Here is a 12645-nt window from a genome sequence, read left to right on the forward strand (position 1 = left end):
GCAGAGCCCGCTGGCAGTTCGCTGCAAGCGGGCTTTTTTATTGCCTGCCGCCCAAAATGAATGCGCGGCACCCCTTCGGGGTCGGATCCTTTTGCCAAGGGCAAAAGGCTCTGACCCCACCAGCCGCATCAACCGGCGGCATCTCGGGGGCAGAGCCCTTCGCCGTTGGCAAAGGGATCCGACCCCGCGAGAATCAGGGCATGACCCTCGCCCCCGCCGAACTGTCCGCCGCCCTCCAGCCCGTTGTCGACCGCGCCCTGTCGCGATTGGCCCAGGTGCTGCCTGAGCCTGCCCCGGCCGAGCTGCAGCCGCTGCTGACCCGGCTGGCAGTGGCCAGTGACTTCGCCCTGGATACCCTGGTGCGGCAACCGGCCCTGCTGGCGCAGCTGGCCGCCCCCGGTTGCCCGCCGATCCCGGCGCCGGTGCTTGACCCGCTGCAGCCCAGTGATTGGCCGGCACAACTGCGGCGCTGGCGAGCGGCGATGTCCACGCGGCTGATCTGGCGCGACCTGGCCGGGCTGGACGACGTGGCGCAGACCCTGGCCGGCGCCACCACCCTGGCCGAGGATTGCCTGCGGCTGGCGCTGGAGGCCCTGCAGCAGGAGTTCGCGCAGCGCCACGGCGTGGTTCGCGATGGCGAAGGCGTCCCGCAGCAGCTGGTGGTGTTTGGCCTCGGCAAGCTGGGCGGTGGCGAGCTCAACTTCAGTTCCGATATCGACCTGGTCTACGCCTACCCGCACGGCGGCGAATCCGACGGGCCGCGTGCGCTGGCCGCCGAAGAGTATTTCGCCCGTCTCGGCCAGCGCCTGGCCAAGCTGCTGGACGAAACCACCGTCGATGGCTTCAGCCACCGCGTCGACCTGCGCCTGCGCCCGTTCGGCAGCGCTGGCCGCGTCGCACTGTCATTCGCGGCAATGGACCAGTACTTCCAGCGCGAGGGCCGCGATTGGGAGCGCTATGCATGGTTGAAGGCGCGCGCGGTGGCCGGCGATATCGAGGCCGGTGAAGCGTGGCTGCAGACCCTGCGCCCGTTCGTGTACCGCCGCTACCTGGATTTCACCGCACTGGACGGCCTGCGCGAGATGAAGGCGGCGATCACCGCCGAAGTCGCGCGCCGTGAACTGCACGAGGACATCAAGCGCGGCGCCGGTGGCATCCGCGAGATCGAGTTCCTGTGCCAGGCGCTGCAGCTGATCCGCGGCGGCCGCGAACCGGCCCTGCGCGAACGCCGCCTGCTGGTGGCGCTGGATGCGCTGGTGGCCGCCGGTCAGATCGCGCCGGAGGATGGCGCCGCGTTGCGCGAGGCCTATCTGTTCCTGCGCCGGCTGGAAAACCGCCTGCAGATGCTGCGCGATGCGCAGACCCACGTGCTGCCCAGCGATGCATTGGACCGCGAGCGCATCGCCGTCGGCCTCGGCTATCCGGACTGGGACGTGCTGCGCGCGGCACTGGCCGTGCAGCAGCAGCGGGTCAGTACCGAATTCGCCGCGCTGCTCGCACCGCGCAAGGGCCAGGCCGCACCCGATGCACTGGCCAACTACTGGCGCAGCCTGCCCGACGGCAGCAACGCGCCACTGCTGGCCGAAGCCGGTTTCCTGGATGCCAACGGCGCTGACCAGTCGCTGCGCGATTTCGCCCAGAGCACCGGTGTGAAGTCGCTATCCGACGCCGCGCGTGCGCGCCTCGATCGCGTGCTGCCGGCACTGCTTCATGCCGCCACGCGCTCGCCGCAGCCCGACGCAGCGCTCAAGCGTGTGCTTGGCCTGCTGCAGGCGGTGCTGCGCCGGACCAGCTATCTCGCACTGTTGGATGAGCAGCCGAGTGCGTTGGCGCGGCTGGTGGATGTGCTGGCGCGCAGTGCGCTGCTGGCCGAACGCTTGGCTGCGTATCCATTGCTGTTGGACGAACTGCTGGACGTGCGCGTGTCCGGGCCGATGCCGGATGCTGCCGGGATGCTGGCCGAGTGCCAGCAGGTGCTGGCGGTGGAGGATCCCGAATCCGCGCTGCGCTGGCTCAACGAGACGCGGCTGGCGCTGAGCTTCCGCATGGCGATGGCCACGCTGGACGGGCGCCAGGGCGCGGTGGACAGCACCCGGCAACTGGCCGAGCTGGCGCAGGCGGTGGTGATCACCGTGCTGGCGATGGCCGAAGCGGACATGCGCGCCGCACACGGCGAGATTCCCGGTGGCCGCTTCGCGATCATCGGCTACGGCAGCCTGGGTGGCCTGGAGCTGGGTTTCGGTTCCGACCTGGACCTGGTGTTCCTGCACGACAACCCGGCCGGGGTGGATGCCAGCGATGGTGCGCGGCCGCTTGAGCCGGGCCGCTGGTATGCGCGCCTGGCACAGAAGGTGATGGCACTGCTTGGCGCGGTCACCGCCGCCGGCCGCCTGTACGACATCGACGTGCGCCTGCGCCCGGACGGTGGCAAGGGTTCGCTGGTGTCTTCGTTGGCCAGCTACACCGAGTACCAGCGCGAACGCGCATGGACCTGGGAACATCAGGCGTTGGTGCGCGCACGCGGCGTGGCCGGCGATGCCAGCCTGCTGGCCGACTTCGAACAGGTGCGTGCGCAGACGCTGGGACGTGAGCGCGATCCGGCGACGCTGTATGCCGATGTCCTGAAGATGCGCGGCCGCATGCGCACCGAACTGGACCGCAGCGATGCCGCGCGGCTGGACCTGAAGCAGGGTGCCGGCGGCGTAGTGGACCTGGAGTTCCTGCTGCAGACCGGCGTGCTGGCGCGCAGTGCGCAGCATGCGGCGCTGTTGGAACCGCGCGATACACCGTCGTTGATCGATGCGCTGGCGGTTGCCGGCTTCCTGCCCGATGCCACCGCGCAGGGGCTGCATGGCGCGCATGCCACGCTGCTGGACGTGGGCCTGGCCTGCACGCTGGATCGGCGGCCGCGATTGGCACCGACCACGCCTGCGATTGAAGAGGCGTGTGCAGTGATTACGGCAGCGTGCATCGCCGCGGAGCTGCCGTTCGCCTGAGCGGCAGCGATGGTTGGGCAATGGCCTGCTTCTGGTGGGTGCCAACCTTGGTTGGCACAGGCCATCAGGATTCATGACCCCGGCAACATCGTGCCAACCAAGGTTGGCACCCACCAACGCAATGACCCGCTGTTGGCACCTACCGGAACAATGGTCCCGCCGATAACCCGCTTCTGGTGGGTGCCAACCTTGGTTGGCACAACCCATCAGCGTTCATGACCCCGGCAACAGCGTGCCAACCAAGGTCGGCACCTACCAGAGCACGTGCGGTCAGCTGGTCGCGCGCAGCGGCGCCATCTTCCACAGCAGCGCGCGGAACGGCGCCAGCAGGCACACGCCGATGGCCAGCTTCACGGCCAGGTCGCCCGCCGCCCAGCTCACCCACGGCAGTGCCGAACCGGCAAACGCGATCGACCAGAAAATGGTGGTATCCACGGTCGCGCTGCAGGTGGTGGCCACCATCGGTGCGCGCCACCAGCTGCCACGACGCAGGCGGTCGAACACGGTGATATCCAGCAGCTGCGCCACGATGAAGGCCGAGCACGAGGCAATGGCGATACGCGGCGTGGCCACCCACACCGACAACACCACCGCCACGAGGAAGCCGATCCACGCCACGCGGCGCGCCGGGCCCGGGCCGAAGCGGCGGTTGATCAGGTTGCTGACCAGGAACGCCACCGGATAGCTGAAGGCACCCCAGGTCAGCCAATCGTTGATCGGGTACTGCACCAGTACGTTGGACAGCAGCACCACCGCGCCCATCGCCAGTACCGCCAGCACGAGGGCGCGCGGGGTCAGCGGGGCAAAAAGAGGGGCAGGACGCACGGACATGGCGAGCCAGGGGATAAAAGGGGATACCCCATTATCCGCCCGGCCCTCGCCAAATCCAAAAACGCTCGTTCAGCTTTACAGCGCTTCGCTCATCACATCGCCAGCGGCATAGGCGGTGGGTACATAGGCCAGTGCCTGGCCCTGCGCGCTCTTCACGGTCCAGCCGGCACCGGCCTCGGTGGGGTCGAAATGCACCTGCTGGCCGACCACGAAGGCTGCCGTCTGGTCCTCGTGCACGCGCGCCGGCCAGCGCAGCGTGGCGGTCTGGTCGGCCTTGTCGGGCACCTGCAGCTGTACCTGGCGTTCGCCCGCCGGCGTGGTCTCCACCTTCTTCACTTCCATCGGCGGCAGCGGCACCGCCTTGGTGCGCTGGGCTTTCTCACGGCGTTCGCTGGCCTTGAACGGCGCCTTGGACAGTTCGGACAGGCCCGCCGATGCGGCAAGGGGCACCGAGACCACGATCACCGAAGTGATCAGCACGCTGGCCTCGCTGCTGTTCAACTGCGGTGCGGCGCCAGCATGGACGGTGGGCACCAGCAGTGCGGAGAGCAGCAGGGCGGAAGCAGGAACGCGCAGGCAACGGAACATGGAGACCTCCTGGTCAGAGTGGAGACGGCGGCTCAGCGCCGGGTATCGAAAATGTCGCGCGGGCCGGTGGCCTCGGGCAGGTATTCCAGCGGGCGACCCTGGTTGTCCTTCAGCTGCCAGCCCTGGTCGTTGCCGGTCGGCTCGAAGTTCACGGTCTGTCCCACGGTGAACTGCACGGCGGGATCGCCGATGCCGCGCGGGTACTGCATCGACGCGGTGTTCTGTGGATCGTTGGCATCACGCAGCAGCACTTCACGGCGGCCGTCCACGGTGGTGGCGATGGCGCTTACCTGCATCTGCGGCAGCTTGATCTGCTGCTGGCGCACCAGCGGGTGGCCTGCGTCGGCGGCATCCTGGGCCTCCTTGGCGGCGGCTGCGCGGGCCGAGGCCACCATCTGCGAGGACATCTCCAGGCTTGGGCCCTGCGGGCCCGGGTCGTGGATGATCACGATGCGGCGTTCGGCATGGGCGGTGTTCGCGCCGAGCAGGCCGGCAACGATCACCATCGACATCAGGGAAACAAGCAGCGGACGCATGTCGTTCTCCTCGCGGGATTCAAGGCGTGGCGGCAGCAGCACCGGCCACCGGCACATGGGGGATCACCAGTTCCTGCTGCAGCTGGCTGCGCTGGTGCAGGAAGTCGAACACCGATTCCACCGTCACCACAGAATAGTTGCCGGAAATGCGTTCGCCGGCCGGATGGTCGGTGGTGGTGGCGTTGGCCACGAACAGGCGCGCACCCACGCGCTTGCCCAGGCCGATGTGCAGCACGCTGGGCTGGTACTTCTGCTGGCGCAGCCACTGCTGGGCCTGCTCGCGCTTGACGATGGCCGGCGCGCCGTCGGCCTGCGCCATCGCTGCGGCCAGCACTTCCAGCACCCACTGGTTGGAGTTCTGGTAGTCGGTGGCGAACGGGTAGGCGACCACGTTGTACCTGGTCTCGTGCAGCGCCTTGGGCTGGATCGACGGCGACACCAGCATCGCCTTCAATGCAGCACGCAGCGGCGCCGAAGGCACACCGATGCGCAGGTCGGTATGGCCGCCGCTCTCGCCGACGAAGTTGCCGAGGCCTTCGTGGTACAGCTGCGAGCTGTCGGTCTTGCAGCGGTTGAGCAGGTGCATCGCACGCCAGCGGCCATCGTCCTCGCGCAGCAGGAAGGCCAGGTGGCTGTGTCGCAGGCCGTATCGGCTCAGGTCCTGGCCACCGCGCGCGGCGACCACCACGTCCACATCGGGCAGCGCATCCAGGCGCTCGGCGGTGGTCCAGGCCACGTCCAGCATCGCCGCCTGCGAGGCGACGCTGGGGTAGCGTTCGCGGCATTCGGTGCTGTTGGCCCATGCGGGCGCGGTCGCCAGCAGGCTGGCGATCAGCAGGGCGGCGCGGGGCAGGCGGGAGAAACGATCCATGTCGATACCTTCAACGGCGGGCAGGCCCGCGCGCCGATCATACGCCGCTCAGCGCAGCGGGCGGTCCACGCCCTTGCGCTTGAGCTCGCGGTCGCAGGCCTCGCTGATCGGCGCGATCGGCAGCGGCGGGCGTTCGCCATTCTTCGGATCGCGCAGGGCCGGCTGTTCGCGGTACGCGTCCAGCTGCTGCTGGCACTGGTAGGAAATCGGGTCCAGCTCGGTGGGCGCGGTGGAGCAGGCAGCGAGCAGGGCCAGCGGCAGCAGGAGCAGGGTGCGCATGAAGACGTTCAGCGTGATGGGGGAAGCTGGACTCTAACCGTGCAGCCGGATCGAAATGTTCAGAAATCGCTGGACACCCGGGTAACGGAGGGCCGGAGCACGTTGGGGGCTTGGGCCAGGGCGCGTGGCTTGGGCCGCGTCGGGGGGGCTTGGGCCGCGTCGGGGGGCTTGGGCCGCGGCGCGGTAGAGTCGACTGTTAGTCGACTATCGCGCGCAGCGCGGGGTTTTCGGCGGTATCGCCAACAGCAGTCGACTAACAGTCGACTCTACCCGGTCGGCTCCTTTCCCGGGTCATTGCGCACGCCCCAGCCGCGCTTTCACTTCCGCCGCCACCCGCGCGGTCTCGCGCAGTGGCTCGATGCGGTCGTACTGCCAGTCCAGCCAGTGTTCCTGCAGCCGTCCACGTTCGCGCAGCTGCTGCTGGAAGCGCGCCAGGCGGCCCTGCGCGGTATCGGCCAGCGCCACCATCACCGGCATGCGCGTGGCACAGGCTTCAGAGAGCAGGTTCACCGAATCGGGCGACACCACCACGCGGTTGGCCCAGCCGAGCAACCCGCCATAAGGGTTCACACCGTCGCCGCCATCGCCCCAGATCACATGCGGCAGCCCGACGAAGGTGGCGCGCAGGATCTCGACCAGCGCCGGTGGCGTGCGGCGCGAGGTGGTGGCCAGCAGGCTGCCGCCTTCGCTGCGGATCTGATCGGCCAGCGCGCGGAAGACACCGACCATCCGCGCCTCGTCCCACGGCGCCAGCGGGGTTGGCCCGCCTACCAGCAGGGCGGTGCGCGGGCCGGGCAGGGTGCTGAAGCCGGCGAAGGCCGCGCGGCCCCAGGCCAGCCAGTCATCGTCCACCGGGTTGAGGCTGCCGAGCAGGGTCAGCACATTGCTGCCGCGCAGGGCGTCGTGTTCGGGCACCACCACCACATCCCAGTGGCGTGCGCCGATGCGCGGGTCGAGGATCTGCACCACCTGGCTGCCACGGGCACGCAGCACGCGCAGCGCACCGGCAGCCTGGCGACCACAGCCGATCGCCAGGGCCGGGGCCTCGGCGGCCAGTGTCGCGAAGGCCTCGCCGTAGCCGTTCACATCGCCCGGCAGGCGCCGTGGTGAGACCCAGCGCCAGGGGGCGCGGGGCTGCAGGACCAGCGGCCGATGGGTGCCCTGGCGCAGCGCCGAGGCCAGCGCGACCGCCTGGCGGACATTGCCCGCGCGGCCGTCGGTGACCGTCCAGGGCGCGCTCGATCGTTTCACCATTGGCATTAATTCGTTTCAGCCCTGCTGGGTGTTGCAACAGTCGCGACACTCTACACTGCGGCTCGTCGATTCGCCCCGCGCCGCCCGCGGGCACTGACTTCCTTTCGCCGCCCTGGAGATCCACCGATGTCCCACGCGCTCGACGCTGCTGCCCTCGATCAGCTGTTCCGTACTGCCCGTACCCAGAACGCCTTCCTCGACAAGCCGGTTCCTGAGAGCCTGTTGAAGGAACTGTACGACCTGGTGAAGTGGGGCCCGACCGCCGCCAACACCACGCCGGCCCGCTTCGTCTTCGTCACCTCGAAGGAAGCCAAGGACAAGCTGGCCCCGGCCCTGTCCGAAGGCAACCTGGCCAAGACCATGGCCGCCCCGGTCACCGTCATCATCGGCTTCGACCTGGACTTCCACGAGAAGCTGCCGTACCTGTTCCCGCACACCGATGCCAAGGCCTGGTTCGATGGCCCGCAGGAAGGCCGCCACGAAGCCGCCATCCGCAACGGCAGCCTGCAGGGCGCCTACCTGATCCTGGCCGCACGCGCGCTGGGCCTGGATGCCGGCCCGATGTCGGGCTTCGACCCGGCCAAGGTGGATGAAGCGTTCTTCGCCGGTACCTCCATCAAGTCGAATTTCCTGGTCAACCTGGGTTACGGTGACTCGGCGGGCCTGTTCCCGCGTCTGCCGCGCCTGTCGTTCGACGAAGCGGCGCGCATCGCGTAAGTCGTTGTATCGGTTTCGGGCCCGTCGTCCCGCGGCGGGCTCTTGCTGCACCGTGTACCCACCCTACGATCCGGAGAGTTCCTGAGATGAGCGCCACCCGTAAACTGCTGCTGCCGCTGGCCCTGACCCTGGCCATCGCCGCCTGCTCCAAGCCGGCTGACACCGCTGCCCCGGCCGCCGATGCCGCCGCCCCGGCCACCACCGAGCAGGCCGCCACCCCGGCTGCCGATGCCGCTGCTGCCGCCCCGGCCGCCGAAGCGATCAAGATCGCCTCGGGCACCTACAAGCTGGACCCGACCCATACCGACGTGCTGGCCCAGTGGAGCCACTTCGGCTTCTCCAACCCCAGCGCGCACTTCGGCAACGTTGAAGGCACCCTGGTGTACAACGCCGAAGACGTGACCAAGTCCACCGTGGAAGTGAAGCTGCCGCTGAGCGGCCTGAACAGCTTCACCGCCAAGTTCGACGAGCACCTGAAGAGCGCCGACTTCTTCGACGCCGCCAAGTTCGCCGATGCCACCTTCAAGAGCACCAAGGTGGAAGCGGCCGGCACCAACAAGCTGACCGTCACCGGCGACCTGACCATCAAGGGCATCACCAAGCCGGTCACCCTGGACGTCACCGTCAACGGCGGCGGCGAGCACCCGATGGCCAAGGTTCCGGCCGCCGGCTTCGATGCCACCACCACCCTGAAGCGCAGCGATTTCGGCGTCGGCGCGTATGCCCCGAACGTCAGCGATGAAGTGAAGATCCGCATCACCACCGAAGCCACCGGCGAAAAGCCGGCCGCTTGATGCACCCCGCTCACTCGTCGTGAGAAGGCAGAAGGCCCGCTGAAAAGCGGGCCTTCTTTTTTGGGGGATGCGATCCGCGTCGATGACGCGTGGAAACTCCGCACTGCGTGGAAACCCTGCGCTGCGCGCAAAACCTGCGCTGCGCGGAAAACCTGCACTGCGTGGAAAACCTGCACTGCGCGGAAAACCTGCGCTGCGCGGAAAACCTGCACTGCGCGGAAAACCTGCACTGCGGGGAAAACCTGCATTGCGGGGAAAACCTGCATTGCGGGGAAAACCTGCACTGCGGGGAAAACCTGCACTGCGGGGAAAACCTGCACTGCGGGGAAAACCTGCACTGCGGGGAAAACCTGCACTGCGGGGAAAACCTGCTTTGGTAGAGTCGACTGTTAGTCGACTGCTCTTCGCGGAATGCCGAAACCGCGCGCTGCGCGCGCGAGTCGACTAACAGTCGACTCTACCGCTGGTCGGTTGCATCACACGCTGGTCGGTTGCATCACACAGTGGTCGGTCCCATCACATCGTGGGCAGCGCCCTCAGCGCAACGCGCCCATCCACACCACACACGCTTCGCTCGGGCTCTGCTTGGCCTTCACCGCCAGCCCGCTCACGCGCACGAAGGTCTGCGCCGCCTGCGCCACCACCTGGCGGGCGATCAGCGCCGCCTGCTTGGTTGCAGCCTGCTGCTTGCGCAGCTGCACGATGTGCACCGACGGGCGGCCCACTGGCGCGTACTTCTGGTCGCGGCGCAGCACGTCGGCCACCTGCGCCACTTCGAACTCGGCCTGCAGGAAGCGGTGCTGCGCCTCCACCAGCTCACGCAGCGGCGTGCGCAGGGCGGCGGTGTCGGCAAAGGCGGCCAGCGCCGCATCGCAGGCGGCGTCATCGGCGAAGCGGGTACGCAGCGCGTCCACGCTGGCCAGGGTCAGTTTGGCCATGTGGGCCTCGTTGCTGCAGGAAAGGAGCGCGATTGTCGCATTGCTTGGCGGCTGATGCGTTGAACCGGGCGGCGGAATACCTGTAGTGCCGAGCCCACGCTCGGCTCATCGCGCGCAGCGCGAGGGTTCGCCGAGCGCGGAACGAAGAGCAGCCGAGCGTGGGCTCGGCTCTACAATGGCCCGCTGTATCACCCACGGAAGGAAGACCCATGCAGGACGCGCAGTACTGGTTGAACGAATTCTGGACGGGCCTGAGCCTGCTTGACCTGGTGGGCGGCAGCCTGGTTGGCACGCTGCTCGGCCTGGTGCTGGGCATCATCGGCTGGCGCTGGCTGCACCGCCGCGGCTGGCTGCAGCGGGGCAAGCGCTGGCATCACTGGCTGCTGGCCAGCTACGTGGTGCTGTTGCCATTGGCCACCGCCTTCTTCGGCCTGCAGCTGGGCTTCACCGCCGGTGCGCACCGCGCGCTGTTCAAGCAGCTCGATCACTTCCAGCCGCACCTGCAGACCCTGGTGGAAGGCTGGAGCGAAGGCTTCACCGACTCACTGGACGACCCGCGCATGCGCGAGGCACTGCGCAGCCAGGGCACGGTGGGCGATGTAGCCGACGCCATTGCCTCGGCCTATCTGAGCGAACATCCATTGCCCGGCCTCGACCGTCTTGGCAACGGCCCGTTGGCGCGTGGCACCGGTTGGGTGATCGGCAAAGTGCGCGAAGGCCTGCTGCGCGGCATGGTGGAAGACACGCTGGTGGACAAGGCCGGTACCCTCGGCCTGGAGCCGAAGGTGGTGCGTGAGGCACTGACCATGCATGTGGATGAGCTGCTGCACACCCGTGGCGTGCTGCGGCTGGTGAAGGCGCAGATCAACGGCATGATGCCCGGCGTGTATTTCGGGCTGTTGTTGCCGTTGTTGATCATCGCGCTGCTGGTGGTGCTGGAGATCTGGGCCGCGCAGCGGTTCGGGTGGACGCGGCAGGTGGCGCCCAGCGTGGTAGTGCCGGCCGCTGGCCGGCAACTGCAGGTTCCTGCCGGGGGTTCATGAGGTTGCCGGCCAACGGCCGGCACTACCTGTCGGAGGGCCTGGTGCATGGGGTCAGATCCCTTTTCCTGTGGAAAAGGGATCTGACCCCGAGCCGGTCAATCGCCGTCGGTTTCGTCCGGGTGGGCCTTCCAGTAGCCGGTGGAACGAATCCAGTCGCGCGGCACGCCCAGGTGGCCTTCGATGAACTTGCGCATCATGCGGGCGCGGCGCGATTCGGTGGCGATCCAGTAGAAGACATCACCTTCCGGCGCTTCGAAGTCGGTCAGCATGTCTTCCAGCAGGGTGCTGGTCGCCGCCGGGAACCCGTTGCGCTCCAGCCAGTGGATGCGCACGTTTTCGTACTGCGGCAGGTCCTGGCGCTCGGCTTCATCGCTCACTTCGATGAAGGCCTGCACCTCGGCATCCTCCGGCAGCACGTCCAGCCAGCGGGCGATGGCCGGCAGCGCGGTTTCATCGCCAATCAGCACATACGCGTCGTAGCTGTCGGCCACCACGAAGGAACCGCGCGGGCCGCCGATCACCAGCGTGTCGCCGGCCTGGGCCTGCTTGGCCCACGGCCCGGCAATGCCGTGGTCGTGCAGCACGAAGTCCATGGCCAGCTCGCCGGTTTCGTGGTCCCACCAGCGCGGGGTGTAGTCGCGGGCGGGCGAGGGCTCTTTGCCGGCGGGGTAGCTTCGGCCTTCGGCGGTGACCACCGGCAGCACCATTTCGCCGCTGCTGTTGGGGAAGAACAGCTTGACGTGGTCGTCGGCGCCCGGGGAATCGAAACCGGCCAGTTCGGCGCCACCCAGCACGATGCGGCGCATCAGCGGGGTGACCTCTTCGGTGCGCAGCACGGTAAGTTCACGGAAGCGCACATCCAGGCGCAGGCGCGAGTTGTTGTGTTCGGTCATGGGAATACCTGTAAAGGTGTCGCGCAGTGGTGCGCGGCGTAGGGGAGGACCTGGCTGGAGTCAGTCTGGCTGGGTCGTTGAAAAGGGTTGGCTCTCGCCACCGGTAGTGCCGTTGAGCAGGGCCGACGCCCGGGTCAGCAGCGCCGCCACTTCTTCCGCCTCACCCTCGGCCCAGCGGCCGTGGTGGTGCACCAGTGCCCGCTTGAACTCGCGCAGGGCGCCGGCCAGCGGCGGCGGCAGCGAGGCCTTGGTGATCTCGCGGGCGCGGTCGAAGGCACGCCGTTGCGCCAGCCGCACCTGGGTGCGCTGCACCTTCAGCTCGAACTCGCCGGCGGCGGTGATGCGGAAGATCCGCTTCCCGTCCACTTCCTCGGCCTCGATCCAGCCGGCCTGCTCGAAGCTGGCCAGCAACGGGTACATGGTGCCGGCGCTGGGCGTGTAGGCCTGCATGAACTGGTTGCTGATCAGCTGCATCAGCTCGTAGCCATGGCGCGGCTGCTCGCCGATCAGGGCCAGCACCAGCAGGCGCAGGTCGCCACGGCTGAGCACCCGCGGCTGGCCGTTGCGGCGCGGTACTGCAGAATCGGTGGAACGGGCTCTGGGAGAAGGGGTACGGCTCATTTCGATATATCGGTAAACGAGTGTGCAAACGATATATCGATATATCGAAGCCGACAATCATCGATCCGGCCACAAGCAGGTCTGTTTTGGGCCACGGGCGGCCCCGCCCACAGCAAAAGGGGCGCCCCTTGCGAGGCGCCCCGGGCAATGCTGTGGAAGGGAGTGAGGCAGGGCCAGACGGCGGACCGAGGCGGGCGAGGCCAACACTCGAGGTCTACCCTGAGGGCACCGCCGGGGCTGATCCAGAGGCAGGTGCGACACGTTGTCGCCGGTTCAGCGCCAGG

General features: G+C 68.1%; 14 protein-coding genes. 5 read left to right on the forward strand and 9 right to left on the reverse strand.

The genetic code is table 11. From position 1 onward, the window contains the following. Positions 1-200: 200 nt before the first annotated feature. Complete coding sequence (gene glnE, locus AC5P88_RS00260; protein WP_495223978.1) at positions 201-2996, forward strand: bifunctional [glutamate--ammonia ligase]-adenylyl-L-tyrosine phosphorylase/[glutamate--ammonia-ligase] adenylyltransferase; 2796 nt, start codon at positions 201-203, stop codon at positions 2994-2996. A 270-nt stretch (positions 2997-3266) separates the two neighbouring features. Here the strand turns inward: glnE and AC5P88_RS00265 are convergent, their stop codons facing one another. The 6 genes from AC5P88_RS00265 to AC5P88_RS00290 all read right to left on the reverse strand — a co-directional run bounded on the left by AC5P88_RS00265 (position 3267) and on the right by AC5P88_RS00290 (position 7355). Then, entirely contained in the window at positions 3267-3827 is a 561-nt protein-coding gene (locus tag AC5P88_RS00265; RefSeq protein WP_005407830.1) for a queuosine precursor transporter, read from the reverse strand. 75 nt (positions 3828-3902) lie between these two features. Beyond that, entirely contained in the window at positions 3903-4415 is a 513-nt protein-coding gene (locus AC5P88_RS00270; RefSeq protein ID WP_106549739.1) for a hypothetical protein, read from the reverse strand. A gap of 32 nt (positions 4416-4447) precedes the next feature. Further along, the gene (locus AC5P88_RS00275; protein ID WP_495223980.1) at positions 4448-4951 is read right to left on the reverse strand and encodes a hypothetical protein; all 504 of its coding nucleotides are present in this window, start codon (positions 4949-4951) and stop codon (positions 4448-4450) included. Positions 4952-4970: 19 nt separating this feature from the next. Then, a complete protein-coding gene (locus tag AC5P88_RS00280; RefSeq protein WP_100443752.1) occupies positions 4971-5822 on the reverse strand; it encodes a DUF2145 domain-containing protein in 852 nt (283 codons plus the stop codon). A gap of 48 nt (positions 5823-5870) precedes the next feature. Then, positions 5871-6101, reverse strand: coding sequence for a hypothetical protein (locus AC5P88_RS00285; RefSeq protein ID WP_295546976.1), 231 nt, complete (start codon positions 6099-6101; stop codon positions 5871-5873). Positions 6102-6392: 291 nt separating this feature from the next. Further along, positions 6393-7355: a mitochondrial fission ELM1 family protein gene (locus AC5P88_RS00290; RefSeq protein ID WP_495223982.1), complete on the reverse strand. Its 963-nt coding sequence runs from the start codon at positions 7353-7355 to the stop codon at positions 6393-6395. 126 nt (positions 7356-7481) lie between these two features. On the opposite strand from AC5P88_RS00290, the gene AC5P88_RS00295 reads away from it, so the two are divergent. The 3 genes from AC5P88_RS00295 (at position 7482) to AC5P88_RS00305 (ending at position 9246) form a co-directional block, all read left to right on the forward strand. After that, entirely contained in the window at positions 7482-8072 is a 591-nt protein-coding gene (locus AC5P88_RS00295) for a malonic semialdehyde reductase (RefSeq protein ID WP_010484192.1), read from the forward strand. An 86-nt stretch (positions 8073-8158) separates the two neighbouring features. Beyond that, the gene (locus AC5P88_RS00300; RefSeq protein ID WP_005407837.1) at positions 8159-8866 is read left to right on the forward strand and encodes a YceI family protein; all 708 of its coding nucleotides are present in this window, start codon (positions 8159-8161) and stop codon (positions 8864-8866) included. Between the two features lie 107 nt (positions 8867-8973). Beyond that, a complete protein-coding gene (locus AC5P88_RS00305) occupies positions 8974-9246 on the forward strand; it encodes a hypothetical protein (protein ID WP_495223983.1) in 273 nt (90 codons plus the stop codon). Between the two features lie 156 nt (positions 9247-9402). Here the strand turns inward: AC5P88_RS00305 and AC5P88_RS00310 are convergent, their stop codons facing one another. Then, entirely contained in the window at positions 9403-9804 is a 402-nt protein-coding gene (locus AC5P88_RS00310; RefSeq protein ID WP_286074809.1) for a hypothetical protein, read from the reverse strand. 209 nt (positions 9805-10013) lie between these two features. Here AC5P88_RS00310 and AC5P88_RS00315 point away from each other — a divergent pair, with 209 nt between their 5' ends. After that, on the forward strand, positions 10014-10847 hold the full coding sequence (locus AC5P88_RS00315; RefSeq protein WP_495223984.1) for a hypothetical protein: 834 nt from the start codon (positions 10014-10016) through the stop codon (positions 10845-10847). A 95-nt stretch (positions 10848-10942) separates the two neighbouring features. On the opposite strand, the gene AC5P88_RS00320 is transcribed toward AC5P88_RS00315, so the two are convergent. After that, positions 10943-11740 carry a siderophore-interacting protein gene (locus AC5P88_RS00320; protein ID WP_106550525.1) on the reverse strand — a complete coding sequence of 266 codons (798 nt, stop codon included), beginning with the start codon at positions 11738-11740 and terminating at the stop codon, positions 10943-10945. Positions 11741-11800: 60 nt separating this feature from the next. Continuing rightward, positions 11801-12361 carry a PadR family transcriptional regulator gene (locus AC5P88_RS00325; protein WP_099484916.1) on the reverse strand — a complete coding sequence of 187 codons (561 nt, stop codon included), beginning with the start codon at positions 12359-12361 and terminating at the stop codon, positions 11801-11803. Positions 12362-12645 lie beyond the last annotated feature (284 nt).

The organism is Stenotrophomonas sp. YJH_SMC_8 (assembly GCF_059371315.1).